Source organism: Pseudomonas sp. NFACC42-2 (assembly GCF_900116055.1).
GTDB classification, from domain to species: domain Bacteria; phylum Pseudomonadota; class Gammaproteobacteria; order Pseudomonadales; family Pseudomonadaceae; genus Aquipseudomonas; species Aquipseudomonas marginalis.
The window spans coordinates 143,522-160,943 of sequence record NZ_FOZO01000007.1 but is presented as its reverse complement, the minus strand read 5'-3'; the positions used below and the strand labels follow the sequence as shown (position 1 = coordinate 160,943).

The following is a 17,422-nucleotide window of genomic DNA, read 5'->3' as shown; positions in this document are numbered from 1 at the left end:
GCAATCGTGAACTTTACTGTGATCGTGTTTGAGTGCAATCACCTATAAAACCGACAAGAGGCGATGCAATGAGCAATCCGACCAAAGCCCGTAAACCTGACAGTACCGTTGATGCCTGGGCCATTCTGTTTTTGATCATTCTGGTGGTGGGAACGGCCGTTTTCTGGGTCAGCCACCAATAAAGGACGTTGATTGAGCCTCGATTGGTTCAGGCATTGCCACTATCATGGCGGCCTATTTTCGAGGCTCAAGCATCCATGTTGAAGGTGTTGATTACGTGTGTCTGGTTGCTGGGATCGACGTGTGGGGCGATGGCTCATGCAACGTCGGTGGTGTTTCTCAACCCGGGCATGGCGACGGAAACCTTCTGGGTCAGCTACGCGCAATTCATGCAGGCCGCCGCCAAGGACCTCGGCCTGGACTTGCGCGTGCGTTATGGCGAGCGTGATGCCGGCAACACGCTGGCTCAGGCGCGTGAGGTGCTGCAAGGCAGCCAGCGGCCCGATTACCTGGTGCTGGTGAATGAGCAGTACGTTGCACCGCAGATCCTGCGCATGGCCGAGGGCAGTGGCGTCAAGCTGCTGCTGGTGAACAGCGCGCTGACATCCGATCAGGCGCAATTGCTGGGAACCCGCCGTGGCATCCGTTTGATCGGCAGCCTGGTGGCTGACGATGAACAGGCTGGCTACCTGATGCTCCGTGATCTGTTGCGCCAGCACGGTCCGGTTGCGCCGGGCGCGCCCCTCGACCTGTTGGCGTTTTCCGGGACCAAGTCCACCCCGGGGGCGCAATTGCGTGAGCGCGGCATGCGTCGGGCGCTGGCCGAGCATCCCGAGGTGCGCCTGCGTCAGTTGGTCTACGGCGAATGGAACCGCGAACGCGCCTTCGAACAAGCGACGCAACTGTTCAAGCGCTACCCGCAGACGGCGCTGGTGTGGTCGGCCAACGATCAGATGGCGCTGGGCGCCATGCAGGCGCTGCAGGGCAGTGGGCGGTTACCGGGCAGGGACGTGCTGTTCAGCGCGCTCAACAGCTCGCCGGAGATCCTGCAGGCGCGCCTGGATGGACGCTTGTCGTCCCTGGTCGCCGGGCATTTCACCGTGGGCGGCTGGGCCATGGTGTTGGTCCATGACGATGCCAAGGGCCTGGACATTGGCGCCTATGGCGGACGCGACCGGCAGTTGGCGCTATTCCAATTGATCGATGCCGGCCAGGCGCGGCGCTTGCTGGGGCCGACACCCTCGGTGGATTTCCGCGCGTTGTCCGCCCAGGACAAGCCCGTGTCCTATCGTTACCCGTTCAGCCTGCACCTACTGCTGCGCTAGACGCCGGCGAGGTGCAGCACCAGCTTGACGATGCCGAACAGCGTCAAGGCGAATACTGCTGTGAACAGAATGCCCAGGATCACGAAGTGGCTGGGCTTGCCGTGGGTGAAGTCGCGCGCGCGATTCTTGCCGCTCTGCACGCCAAAGGCGGCGGCCATGACGCTGTGGAGCATCTGCCAGAAGGTCGGCGGCTTGTTGTTGACTGGATCGTCCATACATCCCTCGACACAAGGTGTGTGAGGGACAGCATAGACAATCCAGGCCGGCTTAGTTGTCGTATCCCAGGTTCGGCGCCAGCCAGCGCTCGGTCACGGCCAGGTCCTGGCCCTTGCGCGCGGTGTAGCTGGTCACCTGGTCTTTGTCGACCTTGCCCACGGCAAAGTACTGCGCCTGCGGGTGGGCGAAGTACCAGCCGCTGACCGCCGCCGCCGGGAACATCGCGTAGTGCTCGGTGAGGAACACGCCGCTGCGCCCAGCGTGCATTTCGCGGGCCTCGGGGTCGAGCAGTTGGAACAACTGGGCTTTCTCGGTGTGGTCCGGGCACGCCGGGTAGCCGGGGGCAGGGCGGATACCGCTGTACTGCTCCTTGATCAGCGCTTCGTTGTCCAGTTGCTCGTCCTTGGCGTAGCCCCAGTGTTCCTTGCGCACCTGCTGGTGCAGCCACTCGGCACAGGCCTCGGCCAGGCGGTCGGCCAGGGCCTTGACCATGATCGAGTTGTAGTCGTCGCCCGCGTCCTGGTAGGCCTTGGCCACTTCCTCGGCGCCGATGCCGGCGGTGGTGATGAAGCCACCGATGTAGTCGGTCACGCCGCTGTCCTTGGGCGCGACGAAGTCGGCCAGGGAGAAGTTCGGCTTGCCGTCGGTCTTGATGATCTGCTGGCGCAGGTGATGCAGTTTGGCAATCGGCTGGCCGTCTTCACCGTAGACTTCCAGGTCATCGTCCTGCACCTGGTTGGTCGGCCAGAAACCGAATACCGCGCGGGCGCTGATGAGTTTTTCGTCGATCAGCTTCCTGAGCATTTCCTGGGCGTCGGCGTACAGCGCGGTGGCGGCTTCACCCACCACTTCATCGGTCAGGATGCGCGGGAACTTGCCGGCCAGGTCCCAGGAGATAAAGAACGGGGTCCAGTCGATGTACTCGGCCAAAACGTTGAGGTCGATATTGTCCAGCACCCTGGAACCGGTGAAGGTTGGCTTGACCGGCGTGTAGGTGCTCCAGTCGAACTGCGGCTTCTTGGCGATGGCCGCCGGATAGCTCAGGCGCTCGGTGCGCGCACTGCGGTTGGAGGTGCGCTCACGCACGTCGATATATTCCAGGCGGGTCTTCTCGACGAAGCCGGCCTTCAATTCCTTGGACAGCAGCTGCGTGGCCACGCCCACCGCACGGGAGGCGTCGGTGACGTAGATCACCGCGTCGTTGCTGTACTTGGGCTCGATCTTCACCGCCGTGTGCGCCTTGGAGGTGGTCGCACCGCCGATCATCAGCGGCAGGTGGAAGTCCTGGCGCTGCATCTCGCGGGCCACATGCACCATCTCGTCCAGGGACGGCGTGATCAGGCCGGACAGCCCGATAATGTCGCACTTCTGCTCCTTGGCCACCTGCAGGATCTTCTCCGCCGGCACCATCACGCCGAGGTCGACGATGTCATAGCCGTTGCAGCCGAGTACCACGCCGACGATGTTCTTGCCGATGTCATGCACGTCGCCCTTTACCGTGGCCATCAGGATCTTGCCCTTGGCTTCCGGCTTGTCGCCTTTTTCCAGCTCGATGAACGGGATCAAGTGGGCCACGGCCTGCTTCATCACGCGGGCGGATTTCACCACCTGGGGCAGGAACATCTTGCCGGCGCCGAACAGGTCGCCAACGATGTTCATGCCGGACATCAGCGGGCCTTCGATCACCTCGATAGGGCGGGCGAACGACAGCCGCGATTCTTCGGTGTCTTCGACGATGTGGGTGGTGATGCCCTTGACCAGCGCGTGTTCCAGGCGCTTGTTGACCGGCCAGCCACGCCACTCTTCGGTTTCGGCTTCTTTTACGCTGCCGTCGCCCTTGTACTTGTCGGCGATGGCGAGGAGGGCGTCGGTGCCTTCCGGGGTGCGGTTGAGCACCACGTCTTCCACGGCATCGCGCAGCTCGGCCGGGATCTGGTCATAGATCTCCAGCTGGCCGGCGTTGACGATACCCATGGTCAGGCCGTTGCGGATCGCATACAGCAGGAACACCGAGTGGATCGCCTCACGCACCGGGTTGTTGCCGCGGAACGAGAACGACACGTTGGACACGCCACCGGAGGTCAGCGCATACGGCAGCTCGTCGCGGATATAGGCGCAGGCGTTGATGAAATCGACGGCGTAGTTGTTGTGCTCTTCGATGCCGGTGGCGACCGCGAAGATGTTCGGGTCGAAGATGATGTCTTCGGGTGGGAAGCCGACTTCATCCACCAGAATGTCGTAGGAACGCTTGCAGATTTCCTTCTTGCGCGCTTCGGTGTCGGCCTGGCCGGCCTCGTCGAAGGCCATCACCACCACGGCGGCGCCGTAGCGCTTGCACAGCTTGGCGTGGTGAATGAACTGCTCGACGCCTTCCTTCATGCTGATGGAGTTGACGATGCCCTTGCCCTGGATGCACTTGAGGCCGGCTTCGATCACTTCCCACTTGGAGGAGTCGATCATGATCGGTACGCGGGAGATGTCCGGCTCGCCGGCAATCAGATTGAGGAAGGTCACCATGGCCTTCTTCGAATCGAGCATGCCCTCGTCCATGTTGATGTCGATCACCTGGGCGCCGGCTTCCACCTGTTGCAGGGCGACTTCCAGGGCTTCGGTGTAGTTGTCCTCGCGGATCAGGCGGGCGAAACGCGCAGAACCGGTGATGTTGGTGCGCTCGCCGACGTTGACGAACAACGAGCTGCGATCAATGGTGAACGGCTCCAGGCCGGACAGGCGACAGGCCTTGGGGATGTCCGGGATGGTGCGCGGCGCGTAGCCGGCCACGGCCTTGGCGATGGCTTCGATATGGCCCGGGGTGGTGCCGCAGCAGCCGCCGACGATATTGAGGAAGCCGCTCTGGGCGAATTCTTCGATGACCTTGGCGGTTTCCGACGGCAGTTCGTCGTACTCGCCGAATTCATTGGGCAGCCCGGCGTTGGGGTGCGCGGACACATGGGTATTGGCTTTGTTGGACAGCTCTTCCAGGTACGGGCGCAGCTCGCTGGCGCCGAGGGCGCAGTTCAGACCCACGGAAATCGGCTTGGCGTGGGCCACCGAGTTCCAGAAGGCTTCGGTGGTCTGGCCCGACAGGGTGCGGCCGGAGGCGTCGGTGATGGTGCCGGAGATCATGATCGGCAATTCGATACCGAGGGCTTCGAACACACCCTGCACGGCGAAGATCGCGGCCTTGGCGTTGAGGGTGTCGAAGATGGTCTCGATCAGGATCAGGTCGGCGCCGCCTTCGATCAGGCCTTGGGTGGCCTCGGTGTAGTTCTCCACCAGTTCATCGAAGGTGACGTTGCGGTAGCCGGGGTTGTTCACATCGGGCGACAGCGAGCAGGTGCGGCTGGTCGGGCCGAGGACGCCGGCGACGAAACGCGGCTTGGCCGGGTTCTCGGCGGTCTTGGCATCGGCGATCCTGCGCGCCAGGCGTGCGCCTTCGACGTTCAGTTCATAGGCCAGTTCTTCCATGCCGTAGTCGGCCATGGAGATGCGGGTGGCGTTGAAGGTGTTGGTTTCGAGGATGTCGGCACCGGCATCCAGGTAGGCCTTCTCGATCCCGCCGATCACGTCCGGGCGGGTGAGCACCAGCAGGTCGTTGTTGCCCTTGACGTCGCTCGGCCAGTCGGCGAAGCGTTTGCCGCGGTAGTCGTGTTCTTCCAGTTTATAGCTCTGGATCATCGTGCCCATGCCGCCGTCGAGGATCAGGATGCGTTCCTTGAGGGCGTGGTAAAGGGCTTGCAGACGAGCGCTACGATCGGACATGGGACTACTCTGGTCAGGCATTACGGAGGGCGTGGATCATAACAAACCTGTGCGGATTTGCGGCATGCCGGGGTTTTGCATGAATATCGCTCATGTTGAGCGGGTGCATGGCCCGGTAGAATCACCGCCACTTTAAACCGCACGCATTGAATCGGGACCGGATACATGTCACTTCGTCTTATCGTCAGCGCCGTCCTGGCATTGATAGCCAGTAGCGCTCTGGCAGAAGGTCCCGCTCCGGCGATCTCGTATACCCGCGACATCCAGCCGATCTTCACCGAGAAATGCGTGGCCTGCCATGCGTGCTATGACTCCGCGTGCCAGCTCAACCTGGGCAGTGCCGAGGGTGCGGCGCGCGGTGCGACCAAAGTGCCGGTCTACGACGGCGAGCGCAGCCAGGCCACACCCACCACGCGCTTGTTCTATGACGCCTTCGGCAAGCAGGCGTGGCAGCAGAAGGGTTTTTATTCGGTACTCGACGCCCAGGGCAGCCAGGCCGCGTTGATGGCGCGCATGCTGGAGCTGGGGCATACCGCAGCGCTGAAGCCCAATGCCAGGCTGCCCGAAGAGATCGTATTGGGCCTGAACCGCGAAAACATGTGCGCCACACCCGGCGAGTTCAACGCCTATGCCGGTGCCCATCCCAAGGAGGGCATGCCGTTGGCGGTCACCGGCCTGAGTGACCAGCAGTACCAGACCCTGCAACGCTGGCTGGCCTCTGGTGCACCGATTGACCAGCAAGGCGCGGCCCCCAGCGCCCGGGAAGCCGCACAGGTGCTGCAATGGGAGAACCTGCTCAACGCCCCCGGCGCGCGGGAAAGCCTGGTGGCCCGCTGGTTGTTCGAGCATCTGTTCATTGCGCATCTGTATTTCGAAGACGGTGAGCCTGGGCATTTCTTCCAGTGGGTGCGCTCGCGTACCCCCAGCGGCCAGCCGATTGACCTGATCAATACCCGCCGCCCCAATGACGATCCCGGCACCCGTGTGTACTACCGCCTGTGGCCCGTGGAAGGGGTGATCGTCCACAAGACCCATATCACCTACCCCCTCAGCGCGGAAAAAATGGCGCGGGTCAAAGCCCTGTTCTACAGCGGCGACTGGCAGGTCAGCGCCTTGCCCGGCTACGGCCCTGGCCGGCGGGCCAACCCTTTCGAGACTTTCGAGGCGATTCCGGCCCAGGCGCGTTATCAGTTCATGCTGGATAACGCCGAATACTTTGTGCGCACGTTTATTCGCGGGCCGGTGTGCCGCGGGCAAATTGCCACGGACGTGATCCGCGACAATTTCTGGGCGTTGTTCCAGGCGCCCGACCACGACCTGTACATCACCGATGCCCGCTATCGCGGCCAGGCCACGCCGTTGCTGGCGATGCCAGGGCAGAATGACGATGTGGGCAGTGTGCTCAGCCTGTGGCTCGAATACCGCGATAAGCGCAACCAGTACGAAGCGCTGCGGCGAGACAGCTATGCCGAGCTGCCGGCGCCCAGTTGGTCGACCCTGTGGGCCGGCAACGACAATGCCCTGTTAAGCATCTTCCGCCACTTCGACAGCGCCTCGGTCAATAAGGGCCTGATCGGTGAAGTCCCGCAGACACTGTGGTTGTTCGACTATCCGTTGCTCGAACGCACCTACTACCAACTGGTGGTCAATTTCGATGTGTTCGGCAACGTATCGCACCAGGCCCAGACCCGGCTGTACTTCGACCTGATCCGCAACGGTGCCGAGCAGAACTTCCTGCGCCTGATGCCGGCCGATAGCCGCGATGCCTTTATGGATGATTGGTACCAGAACAGCGGCAAGATCAAGCTGTGGCTGGATTACGAAGCCATCGACGACGACACGCCTACCGCCTTGCACCTGGATAAAAAGGACCCCAAGCGCGACTTCGCCAACCAGTTGCTTGCCCGCTACGGTGACCTGAATGCCAGCCCGGATCCGATCAACCGTTGCGGGGGCGCGTTTTGTTCGCGCGACGGTATCGACCCGGCGCTGCAGGACGCCGAACAGGCGCTCAGCCGCCTGACTTCACGCCCGGCGGCGGGGCTCAAGGTGATTGACCAGTTACCCGAGGCGACGATGCTGCGCGTCGAAACCGCCAGCGGCAAGCGTGTGGTCTACAGCCTGCTGCGCAATCGCGCTCACAGTAACGTGGCATTTCTGCTGGGTGAGGCTTACCGCTATCAGCCGGGCCTGGACACACTGACCCTTTACCCTGGAGTGCTCAGCAGTTACCCGAACTTCATGTTCAACATCCCTGCCCAGGAAGTGCCTGAATTCGTGGCCGAAATGGAGCGGGTCAAGGACGCCAATCGCTTTGAGAAAATTGTCGATCGCTGGGGCGTGCGCCGCAGCCACCCGCTGTTCTGGCAGTATTTCCACGATTTGTCCCAGTACATCCGCGAGACGACGCCGGTGGAAGAAGGGGTGCTGGATATGAACCGTTATGAAAACCTCTGACAGAGATGAGCGTCTTTTCCGACAAAATTACTCGGACTTTGTACCTGCGTAATATTTTGGCGTAAACTGCCGGCAAGCCTGTGAGGAGTTTCCATGACTGCCATAACCATTACCGACGCCGCCCACGATTACCTGGCTGACCTGCTGTCCAAGCAGAACACCCCGGGTATCGGCATCCGCGTCTTTATCACCCAGCCTGGCACCCAGTACGCCGAGACGTGCATCGCCTACTGCAAGCCCGGTGAAGAGAAACCTGAAGACACCGCCCTGGGGCTGAAAAGCTTCACCGCGTATATCGACAACTTCAGCGAAGCCTTCCTGGACGATGCCGTGGTCGACTACGCCACCGATCGCATGGGCGGCCAATTGACCATCAAGGCGCCCAACGCCAAGGTGCCTAATGTCAATGCCGACAGCCCGGTCAACGAGCGCATCAACTACTACCTGCAAACCGAGATCAACCCGGGGCTCGCGAGCCACGGCGGTCAGGTCAGCCTGATCGACGTCGTCGATGACGGCATTGCCGTATTGAAGTTCGGCGGCGGCTGCCAGGGCTGCGGCCAGGCAGACGTGACCCTGCGCGAGGGCATCGAGCGGACCCTGCTCGAGCGTATTCCGGAGCTCAAGGGCGTCCGTGACGTGACAGACCACACGCAGAAAGAAAACGCCTACTACTGAGTAAGGCGTTCACTGCGAACAAAAAAACGGCGCCCGTGAGCGTCGTTTTTTTATTAAAATTCAAACAGTTATTCCATCTATCTAATAAGTAGGATTAAGTGTGGGAGGTGGCTTGCTCCCGATAGCGGTGCCTCAGTCGTGTCATGAGGAAGCTGACACACCGCCATCGGGGGCAAGCCCCCTCCCACATTTTTTTGCATTTATTCAGTTAAATCAGCGTGTTGTTGATGATTTGCGAATTAAGAAATCAAATTCGAATGTTGACTCTATCTCCCTGACAAGGAAGGTCAAATGTGGGAGGGGGCAAGCCCCTCCCACATTTTTTGTATTTAGTCATTTAAATCAATTTATTGCTTTGATTTTTTCAAGTAAATCATCAAGGTCGATAAAGGTGCGCATGCCCCGCCCGATACAGCGACGACTCACTGAAGCTATCACTCGCCAGTACCCGACCTACCACAATCAACGCCGTACGCCGAAAGCCCTTGGCGGCGACTTTGTCGGCAATATCGCTGAGGGTGCCCACGGCCCAATCCTGATCCGGCCATGTCGCCCGGTGTACCACAGCAATCGGGCAGTCTGCGCCATAGTGCGGCAGCAGCTCGGCGACGATCTTCCCGAGATGGTTGACCCCCAGGTGAATCGCCATGGTGGTGCCATGGCGGGCCAGGCTGTCGAAGTCTTCGCCGGCCGGCATGCTGGTTTTATCGGCGTAGCGGGTCAGGATCACGCTTTGGGCGATGTCCGGCAGGGTCAGTTCGGTCTCCAGCAAGGCTGCGCAGGCGGCCACCGCCGTGACGCCGGGAATGATCTGAAAGGGGATGCCCAACTCACGCAAATAACGGATCTGCTCGCCAATCGCGCCATACAGGCTCGGATCGCCGGAGTGCACCCGTGCCACGTCTTGGCCATTAGCGTGGGCGGTCTTGATCAGTTCGATAATCTGTTCCAGGTGCAGTTCGGCGCTGTTGACCACCTGTTGCGCCTGATGACCCTCCAGCACCGCCGCCGGCACCAGCGAGCCGGCATAGATGATCACCGGGCAACTGCGGATCAGGCGCTGGCCTTTGACAGTGATCAATTCCGGATCGCCGGGGCCGGCGCCGATGAAGTAGACGGTCATGGAGAATTCCTGTGGAAAAACGGGCGAGCATGAAGATTGCTCATGATCGGGACGGGCGATTATCGGGATTTTAGCCGGCGCAGGCCAATGCAAAGGTGGCCTGGGCGTTTTTCTGGCGGGTGATCAGCAAGTGGGCAGCGCCGCCGCAGAGCTGTTCGGCCAGGGCCAGGGCCGCGCTTTCGGCGACGCCGTAACAGCCGGTATGGGCAAACGCGACCGCCGATTTGTGGCTCAGCCGGTCTTCGTAAACGGCCAGTTGCCTGGCGTTGAAGCACTGCAAGGGCAGGTCGAGCAGTCGGGCCAGGGCGAGTAACCCTGGCTCGTCCTGTTTACGGTCGATGCTGGCCAGTGCCGTGACACGCTGGCGCTCGACCCCGCCTGCGGTGAGGGCGCTCTCGAACAGCGCCAGCAGGGTGTCGACATCACAATCCCGCTGGCAACCCAGGCCGACCACCAGGGTCATGCCGAGTATTGATCATCGCGGTTACGGCGGAACAACCAGGCACTGATCAGGCCAAGGGCCAGCCAGAACGCCACGTTGGTCAACTGCGAAGCGATCTTGAACTGCGCTTCGAGGGCTTCCGGCGCCAGCATCGAATGGGTTTCCGGCTGGGGGGCACCGATCACATGCGGCACCACCAGGATCGCCACCCCCAGGACTTTCAGCAGCCAGTTGCGACCAAACACGATCAGCGCAATCCCGGCCGCCGTGGACGCGGCGGTGCCGATCCACCAGATCTGCCGTTGCGCCAGGTCGGCGGCGGCAGTGCCCGGCAGCTCCGGTGGCAGGCCCAGGGTGGGCGCCAGCACAAAGGTCGCGTAGCCGGCCAGGCCCCACAGCAAGCCTTGGGCCGTGCGGGTAGGGGCGCGCAGGGTATAGAGGCCGGCGAGCATCAAGGCGAAGCCGACGGCGACCACCAGGTTGCCGCCGGTGGTCGACAGCACACGCTGCCAGCCGTCTTCGGGCTCCCAGGCTTCGGCGTCGTGGGTGTGTGCGGCGGCGCCAGCAGCATGCTCATGAGCCACTTCAGTCGCGGCCGGGGCCTTTTCAAAGGTTTCCGCCTGCAGAATCAGCGGAGCGACCCAGAAGCTTTGCAGCAGGGTCAGCAGCAGGGCGGCCAGCAAGCCGGTGAATCCTGCGGTTTGCGCAATACGCTTGATCATGTCGGCAGGCCTCAGTGGCACGGGAACGCGGCGCTGTGGCGGGTATCGTGGGCCGCGTTGTGCACCGCCTCGATATGGGAGAAACCGGCGAAATACACCAGGCACGCGCCGAGGATCGACGCACCGATGGCGGCGGTCAGGCGTTGGCTGAGGGTGGCGGAGCTGCTGGCGGTGTGCGAGGTGCTGCTGACGATCGACATGGCGCGTCCCTTTCAGGTGTCAGGGTGACACGAGCGCATGTAAACCCCGCGAGCCAGGCACGCAGGGTTTTAACAGCGCCCGCCCACCGCGGGTTTGTTATTTGATGTTATTCGGGCCGGTCTCCGGGCTTGCGAGGGACACTGGGTCTATAAAGCGTCGCCTTCCCATGCCGTACAGGCACAGTGGATCTGACGCTTCACTCGCTTACCGTTGCGGGGGCAGCACCGGACTCGTCATGACGCCATGACTCACCGGTTTCCCGTTTCACCCTGTGAAGGGCACCCGAAACAAGATGTGTAGGAGAGCATGGGCCGGGGACGGTAGTCAAATGCGGCGAGCCCCTGTAGCCTTGCACCCTCGAGGTTCTTCGGCCCAGGCCGAAGCTAAGAAGGGAACGCGGTCCAAGCCGCGGCTGCCCCCGCAACTGTGAAGGGTTTATCTGACTGCCACGCCACTGCCACTGCGGCGGGAAGGCGCAGTCGGCGCCGGTCGCAAGACCCGCAAGCCCCAAGCCAGGAGACCTGCCTCGCCACCGATTTTCCAATTCAACCGGGCGGGGTGATCCGGTGACGAAATCCGCTTCTGCGCGCCGCCGCAGGGTCTATCGTCCCGTATGCCCGCCCCAAAGGGCATCCGATGAAAACACTGGCCAAACTCCCCGTCACCATCGTTACCGGCTTCCTCGGCTCGGGCAAGACCACCTTGCTGCGCCATATGCTCGACAACGCCCAGGGCCGTCGCATTGCGGTAATCGTCAACGAGTTCGGCGAGTTGGGCATCGACGGTGAGATCCTCAAGCAGTGCGCCATCGGTTGCACCGAAGAAGAGGCCAACGGCCGCGTGTACGAGCTGGCCAACGGCTGCCTGTGCTGCACGGTGCAGGAGGAGTTCTTTCCGGTAATGCGCGAACTCGTCGCCCGTCGCGGCGACCTCGACCATATCCTTATCGAAACCTCGGGCCTGGCCCTGCCAAAACCCTTGGTACAGGCCTTCCAGTGGCCGGAAATCCGCAGCGCCTGCACGGTTGATGCGGTCATCACCGTGGTCGACAGCCCGGCCGTGGCCGCCGGCACCTTTGCCGCGTTCCCGGATCAGGTCGACGCCCAGCGCAAGCTCGACCCTAACCTGGACCATGAGTCGCCGCTGCACGAGCTGTTTGCCGACCAGTTGGCCAGCGCCGACCTGGTGATCCTCAATAAATCCGACCTGATCAGCGCCGAAGACCTGGCCCGTGTGCGCCTGGAAGTCGCCGAAGAGCTGCCGCCGGCGGTGAAGATCATCGAAGCCAGCAGCGGTCGCCTGCCGTTGGACGTGTTGATCGGCCTGGGCGCGGGGTCCGAAGAACATATCGACGCTCGCCATAGCCACCACGATCATCACCACGAAGGTGAAGACGAGCATGATCACGACGCCTTCGATTCCATCTCCATCGACCTGCCCCAAGCCGACGAAGCGCTGCTGCTCGACGCCCTGAACCAATTGGTGGTTCAGCACGGCATCCTGCGGGTCAAGGGCTTCGCCGCCATCCCGAACAAGCCGATGCGCCTGCTGATCCAGGGTGTGGGTACGCGTTTCGACAAGCACTTCGACCGTGCCTGGGGCGCCGACGAAGCGCGCATCACGCGGCTGGTGCTGATCGGCCAGGAGCTGGACGCCGTGGGCCTCGAAGCGCAACTGCGCGCTGCCCTCAGCGTTTAACCCATGCACCTGCTCAGGACTCAGCCCGGTGGTTTCGTCGCGGACGACAATATTGCCGACCTTGGCCAAACCCCCGCCGAACTGGTGATCCTGTGCAGCGGCGATTCCAGCCTGGCGCTGTTGGCCGAAGCGGCCCAGCAGTTGCCCGAGGATTACCCCAGCCTGCGCCTGGCCAACCCGATGCAGGTGCAGAACCACGCCTCGGTCGATTTGTATGTCGATGAGGTGCTGCGCCACGCCAAGGTCATCCTGATTTCCCTGCACGGCGGCATCGGTTACTGGCGCTACGGTATCGAGCGTCTGGTGGAGCTGGCCGAGCGTGGCGTTACGCTGATCCTGGTGCCGGGGGATGACCGCCCGGACCCGGAACTCAGCGGCCTGAGCACGGTGAGTGCCGAACAGCGCGACCGCCTGTGGCACTTCCTGCGCCAGGGCGGGCTCGCTAACGCGCTGGATTTTTTCCGCTGCCTGGCCAGCGGCTACTTGGACCGCGATTACCCGTGGGCCGAGCCGCAGACCTTGCCGCGTACCGCGATCTATCACCCGCACAAAGCCAACCCTCGCCTCAATGACTGGCAGACCGATTGGCACGCGGATTGGCCCGTGGCGGCGGTGCTGTTCTACCGCTCCCACTTGCAGGCGGCCAATACCGGTTTTATCGATGTGTTCTGCCAGCGTTTGCAGGCGGCGGGCCTTAACCCGTTGCCGATGGCGGTGGCCAGTTTGAAAGAGCCCGGCTGCCTGGCGGTGGTCGAGGACCTGCTGGATGAGGTCGGCGCGGCGGTGATCCTGAACACCACCGGTTTTGCCCAATCCAGCCCCGAAGCCCCGCATCTGCGGCCATTTCGCCGCAATATCCCTGTGATCCAGGCGATCTGCGCCCAGGATAACCAGCCGGGCTGGCAGGCCAGCGAGCAAGGCCTGGGCCCGCGCGACCTGGCGATGCACATTGCCTTGCCGGAGCTGGACGGGCGCATTATCAGCCGGCCGATCAGCTTCAAGGATCTGGCCTGGCGCAGCGAGCGCAGCCAGTCGGACGTGGTGTGCTACCGCGCAGCGCCCGAACGCATGGATTTCGTCGCCGAGCTGGCGCGGCGTTGGGTCGAGCTGGCACGGGTTCCGAATGGGGATAAACGCATCGCCCTGATCCTCGCCAACTACCCGACCCGCGACGGCCGCATCGGCAATGGCGTGGGCCTGGACACCCCGGCCGCCGCGCTGAATATCCTGCGCGCCCTGCAGGCCGAAGGTTATCCGGTGCCGGAGCAACTGCCCGAAAGCGGTACCGCGCTGATCCATGAGCTGCTCGGCGGCGTCACCAACGACCTCGACAGCCTCGACCTGCGCCCCTGTCATCAAAGCCTGGGCCTGGACGACTACGAGGCGATGTTCAAGCGCTTGCCTGAATCCAACCGCCAGGCGGTGCTGGAGCGATGGGGCGCCCCGCACAACGATCCAATGTTCCGCGGCGGCCGCTTGATGATCGCCGGCCTGCGCCTGGGCCAGACCTTCGTCGGCATCCAGCCGGCCCGGGGTTACCAGGTGGATGCCAGCGCGGTGTACCACGACCCGGACCTGGTGCCGCCCCATGGCTACCTGGCGTTCTACTTCTGGTTGCGCCACACCTACGGCGCTCATGGCGTGATCCATGTGGGCAAGCACGGCAACCTCGAATGGCTGCCGGGCAAGGGCGTGGGGCTCTCGGAAAACTGCTGGCCGGATGCGTTGCTGGGGCCGCTGCCGAATATCTACCCGTTTATCGTCAACGACCCGGGCGAGGGCGCCCAGGCCAAGCGGCGTACCCAGGCGGTGATCATCGACCACCTGATGCCGCCGCTGACCCGCGCCGAAACCTACGGGCCGCTGCGGGACCTTGAGCTGTTGGCAGACGAATACTACGAAGCCCAACTGCTCGACCCGCGCCGGGCCCGCGAGCTGCAAAAAGACATCCTCAAGCTGGTGCGCGAAACTCGCATCGACCAGGAGCTTGAGCTGGATGGCGACGCCGATGCTGCTATCTGGCTGCCGCGCCTCGACACCTACCTGTGCGACTTGAAGGAGTCGCAGATCCGCGACGGCCTGCACATCTTTGGCGAATCCCCCGTGGGCCGCTTGCGCATCGACACCTTGCTGGCCTTGCTGCGCATCCCGCGTGGCGACGGCCGTGGCCCGCAATCGAGCCTGCTGCGCGTGTTGGCCAAGGCGTTCGCGCTGGGTTTTGACCCGCTGGACTGTGCCCTGGCCGAGCCCTGGACCGGGCGACGCCCGGCGGTGTTGCAGAAGATCGATGGGCAGCAGTGGCGCACCGCCGGGGATACCCGCGAGCGCTTGGAGTTGTATGCGGCGCGAATGATCGAGCAGGCGTTGGAAGGGCCGCTGGAACAGTTGGAAGAGCCTGGCTGGGAAGAGGTGAAGGCGGTGATCGAAAGCCTGCGCATCGTCGTGGCGCCACGCCTGGACGCCTGCGGCCCGGCGGAAATGCGCGGCTTGCTGGAGGCCCTCGGCGGGCGCTTTGTCCCGGCCGGCCCGAGCGGCGCACCGAGCCGGGGGCGTCTGGATGTGCTGCCGACCGGGCGCAATTTCTTCACCGTTGACGTGCGCAACCTGCCCACCACCACCGCGTGGCGCATCGGCTTCCAGTCCGCCAACCTGATACTTGAGCGGCACCTGCAGGACCACGGCGATCACCTGCGCCAGCTCGGCCTGTCGGTGTGGGGCACGGCCACCATGCGCACCGGTGGCGACGACATCGCCCAGGCCATGGCGCTGATGGGCGTGCGGCCGGTGTGGGCCACCGGCAGTCAACGGGTGGATGATTTTGAAATCCTGCCCATCAGCCTGTTGGACCGCCCGCGCGTGGACGTCACCTTGCGCGTGTCCGGGTTTTTCCGCGATGCCTTCGCCAACCTGATCCGCCTGTTCGACGCGGCGGTACAAGCCGTGGCGGCCCTGGATGAGCCGGACGACATGAACCCGCTGGCCGCCAAGGTGCGCAGTGAGCGCGCGGCATTGCTGGCCTCCGGCCTGGATGCGGAGGCCGCGGCGAAACAGGCCGGCTGGCGTATCTTCGGGGCCAAGCCCGGTGCCTATGGCGCGGGCGTGCAGGGCGCCATTGACGGGCGCCTGTGGCAAAGCCGCGAGGACCTGGCCGAGGTCTACCTGAACTGGGGCGGCTACGCCTATGGCGGCTCCGACGAAGGCACCGCCGCCCGTACGCAGTTTGCCCAGCGCCTGAGCCAGGTGCAGGCGGTGTTGCAGAACCAGGATAACCGCGAGCACGACCTGCTCGACTCCAACGACTACTACCAGTTCCAAGGCGGCATGCTCGCCGCCGTGGAAACCCTGAGCGGCGACAAGGCCGCCAGCTATCACGGCGACCATAGCCAGCCGGACCTGCCGAGGATTCGCACCTTGAAGGAAGAGCTGAACCGGGTGATCCGTTCCCGCGCCGCCAACCCCAAGTGGATCGACGGCGTGAAGCGCCATGGCTATAAAGGTGCGTTTGAAATGGCCGCGACCGTGGACAATCTGTTCGCCTTCGACGCCACCACGGCGCTGATCGACGATCATCAATATGCGTTGCTCGCCGACGCCTACCTGCTGGACCCTGACACCCGGGCCTTTGTGCAGCAGCACAACCCCGCAGCGCTGCGTGATATGACCGAGCGCATGCTCGAAGCCCAGCAGCGGGGTTTGTGGCAGGAACCGGGGGCGTACCGCGAGGCGTTGGAAAACCTGTTGCTGGATATAGAAGAAGACAGCTGATGACTGATACTCCGCATTTCCCGCTGTCCGCCGTGGTCGCTGCCGACGACCTGAAACTGGCGCTGTGCCTGACCGCCATCGACCCGAAGATCGGCGGCGTGCTGATCGAAGGCCCGCGTGGCATGGCCAAATCCACCCTGGCCCGTGGCCTGGCGGATCTGCTGGCCAGCGGCCAATTCGTCACCTTGCCGTTGGGCGCCACCGAAGAGCGCCTGGTGGGTACCCTGGATCTGGATGCCGCGCTGGGCGAAGGCCGTGCGCAGTTTTCCCCTGGGGTGCTGGCCAAGGCCGACGGCGGCGTGTTGTATGTGGATGAAGTCAACCTGCTGCCCGATCACCTGGTGGACCTGTTGCTCGACGTCGCCGCCAGCGGCACCAACCTGATCGAACGCGACGGCATTTCCCATCGCCACTCGGCGCGCTTTGTGCTGATCGGCACCATGAACCCGGAGGAGGGCGAGTTGCGCCCGCAGCTGCTGGACCGCTTCGGTTTCAACGTGGCGCTGAGCGGGCAGACGCTGCCGGCCGAGCGCGGGCAGATCATCCGGCGGCGCCTGGATTTCGACAGCGACCCCGCCGCGTTCTGCACCCAGTGGGCCGGGCAACAGGCGGCGCTGCGCCAGCGCTGTACCCAGGCGCGGGCGCGGCTGGACAGTATCGAGCTGGATGATCAGGCCCTGGCGCAGATCACCGAGCGTTGCTTTGCTGCCGGTGTCGACGGCTTGCGCGCCGACCTGGTCTGGCTGCGCGGCGCCCGGGCCCACGCGGCGTGGCGGGGCGCGGATACCATTGCCGAAGAAGACATCGAAGCAGTGGCGGAATTTGCCTTGCGCCACCGTCGCCAGGTGCAATCCCCACCGGCCAGCCCACCCAATCAAGGGCAGGCGCCGACACCCTCGGACACCTCGCCCGGCCAAGGCCAATGGGGCGATATGCCCGCACCGGCACTGCCCACTGGCGCTCGCCGAGACGTGCCTGCCTGGCCAAAAAAGCCCTAGGCATTCGCCCCCGACCTGACGCGGGGGAGGATGCC

12 protein-coding genes and 2 riboswitches are annotated in these 17,422 nt (G+C 63.4%); of the genes, 6 read left to right on the top strand and 6 right to left on the bottom strand.

The genetic code is table 11. The features are described 5' to 3' along the window. Positions 1 to 257 precede the first annotated feature (257 nt). Entirely contained in the window at positions 258 to 1,325 is a 1,068-nt protein-coding gene (locus BM416_RS15750) for an ABC transporter substrate-binding protein (protein ID WP_092488658.1), read from the top strand. Here the strand turns inward: BM416_RS15750 and BM416_RS15745 are convergent. Together BM416_RS15745 and metH are read right to left on the bottom strand one after the other, a co-directional pair. After that, on the bottom strand, positions 1,322 to 1,540 hold the full coding sequence (locus BM416_RS15745) for a DUF2970 domain-containing protein (protein ID WP_027606482.1): 219 nt from the start codon (positions 1,538 to 1,540) through the stop codon (positions 1,322 to 1,324). The two genes, BM416_RS15750 and BM416_RS15745, sit on opposite strands and share 4 nt — an antisense overlap. Positions 1,541 to 1,592: 52 nt before the next feature. Next, positions 1,593 to 5,303 (bottom strand): methionine synthase, encoded by a 3,711-nt coding sequence (gene metH, locus BM416_RS15740; protein ID WP_092488657.1) that lies wholly within the window; start codon positions 5,301 to 5,303, stop codon positions 1,593 to 1,595. A gap of 165 nt (positions 5,304 to 5,468) precedes the next feature. Between metH and BM416_RS15735 the strand changes: the two genes are divergently transcribed. Together BM416_RS15735 and nfuA are read left to right on the top strand one after the other, a co-directional pair. Beyond that, positions 5,469 to 7,760 carry a fatty acid cis/trans isomerase gene (locus BM416_RS15735; protein WP_092488656.1) on the top strand — a complete coding sequence of 764 codons (2,292 nt, stop codon included), beginning with the start codon at positions 5,469 to 5,471 and terminating at the stop codon, positions 7,758 to 7,760. Between the two features lie 93 nt (positions 7,761 to 7,853). Then, positions 7,854 to 8,438: a Fe-S biogenesis protein NfuA gene (nfuA, locus tag BM416_RS15730; protein ID WP_027606479.1), complete on the top strand. Its 585-nt coding sequence runs from the start codon at positions 7,854 to 7,856 to the stop codon at positions 8,436 to 8,438. 376 nt (positions 8,439 to 8,814) lie between these two features. Here nfuA and cobM read toward each other — a convergent pair whose 3' ends face one another. From cobM to BM416_RS15710, 4 genes are all read right to left on the bottom strand, one after another. Beyond that, on the bottom strand, positions 8,815 to 9,561 hold the full coding sequence (gene cobM, locus BM416_RS15725) for a precorrin-4 C(11)-methyltransferase (RefSeq protein ID WP_092488655.1): 747 nt from the start codon (positions 9,559 to 9,561) through the stop codon (positions 8,815 to 8,817). A gap of 70 nt (positions 9,562 to 9,631) precedes the next feature. Continuing rightward, positions 9,632 to 10,024, bottom strand: a complete 393-nt coding sequence (locus BM416_RS15720; RefSeq protein WP_092488654.1) for a cobalamin biosynthesis protein — start codon at positions 10,022 to 10,024, stop codon at positions 9,632 to 9,634. Next, the gene (locus BM416_RS15715) at positions 10,021 to 10,725 is read right to left on the bottom strand and encodes a CbtA family protein (protein ID WP_092488653.1); all 705 of its coding nucleotides are present in this window, start codon (positions 10,723 to 10,725) and stop codon (positions 10,021 to 10,023) included. Before BM416_RS15715 ends, BM416_RS15720 begins: the two co-directional genes overlap by 4 nt. A gap of 11 nt (positions 10,726 to 10,736) precedes the next feature. Beyond that, entirely contained in the window at positions 10,737 to 10,925 is a 189-nt protein-coding gene (locus BM416_RS15710) for a CbtB domain-containing protein (RefSeq protein WP_065941218.1), read from the bottom strand. Positions 10,926 to 11,021: 96 nt separating this feature from the next. Beyond that, positions 11,022 to 11,227, bottom strand: a riboswitch (cobalamin riboswitch). 42 nt (positions 11,228 to 11,269) lie between these two features. Then, a riboswitch (cobalamin riboswitch) is annotated at positions 11,270 to 11,470 on the top strand. A gap of 92 nt (positions 11,471 to 11,562) precedes the next feature. Here BM416_RS15710 and cobW point away from each other — a divergent pair. The 3 genes from cobW to BM416_RS15695 are packed head-to-tail and all read left to right on the top strand — an operon-like array spanning position 11,563 to position 17,387. Then, positions 11,563 to 12,624, top strand: coding sequence for a cobalamin biosynthesis protein CobW (gene cobW, locus BM416_RS15705; RefSeq protein WP_092488652.1), 1,062 nt, complete (start codon positions 11,563 to 11,565; stop codon positions 12,622 to 12,624). 3 nt (positions 12,625 to 12,627) lie between these two features. Further along, positions 12,628 to 16,389, top strand: coding sequence for a cobaltochelatase subunit CobN (cobN, locus tag BM416_RS15700; protein WP_092488651.1), 3,762 nt, complete (start codon positions 12,628 to 12,630; stop codon positions 16,387 to 16,389). After that, the gene (locus tag BM416_RS15695; protein WP_092488650.1) at positions 16,389 to 17,387 is read left to right on the top strand and encodes a magnesium chelatase ATPase subunit I; all 999 of its coding nucleotides are present in this window, start codon (positions 16,389 to 16,391) and stop codon (positions 17,385 to 17,387) included. The genes cobN and BM416_RS15695 overlap by 1 nt, the downstream gene beginning before the upstream one ends. Positions 17,388 to 17,422: the final 35 nt, after the last annotated feature.

Coding starts and splice junctions, on each gene's coding strand:
- BM416_RS15750 (WP_092488658.1), top strand. CDS start 258: ATGTTGAAGGTGTTGATTACGTGTGTCTGGTTGCTGGGATCGACGTGT.
- BM416_RS15745 (WP_027606482.1), bottom strand. CDS start 1,540: ATGGACGATCCAGTCAACAACAAGCCGCCGACCTTCTGGCAGATGCTC.
- metH (WP_092488657.1), bottom strand. CDS start 5,303: ATGTCCGATCGTAGCGCTCGTCTGCAAGCCCTTTACCACGCCCTCAAG.
- BM416_RS15735 (WP_092488656.1), top strand. CDS start 5,469: ATGTCACTTCGTCTTATCGTCAGCGCCGTCCTGGCATTGATAGCCAGT.
- nfuA (WP_027606479.1), top strand. CDS start 7,854: ATGACTGCCATAACCATTACCGACGCCGCCCACGATTACCTGGCTGAC.
- cobM (WP_092488655.1), bottom strand. CDS start 9,561: ATGACCGTCTACTTCATCGGCGCCGGCCCCGGCGATCCGGAATTGATC.
- BM416_RS15720 (WP_092488654.1), bottom strand. CDS start 10,024: ATGACCCTGGTGGTCGGCCTGGGTTGCCAGCGGGATTGTGATGTCGAC.
- BM416_RS15715 (WP_092488653.1), bottom strand. CDS start 10,725: ATGATCAAGCGTATTGCGCAAACCGCAGGATTCACCGGCTTGCTGGCC.
- BM416_RS15710 (WP_065941218.1), bottom strand. CDS start 10,925: ATGTCGATCGTCAGCAGCACCTCGCACACCGCCAGCAGCTCCGCCACC.
- cobW (WP_092488652.1), top strand. CDS start 11,563: ATGAAAACACTGGCCAAACTCCCCGTCACCATCGTTACCGGCTTCCTC.
- cobN (WP_092488651.1), top strand. CDS start 12,628: ATGCACCTGCTCAGGACTCAGCCCGGTGGTTTCGTCGCGGACGACAAT.
- BM416_RS15695 (WP_092488650.1), top strand. CDS start 16,389: ATGACTGATACTCCGCATTTCCCGCTGTCCGCCGTGGTCGCTGCCGAC.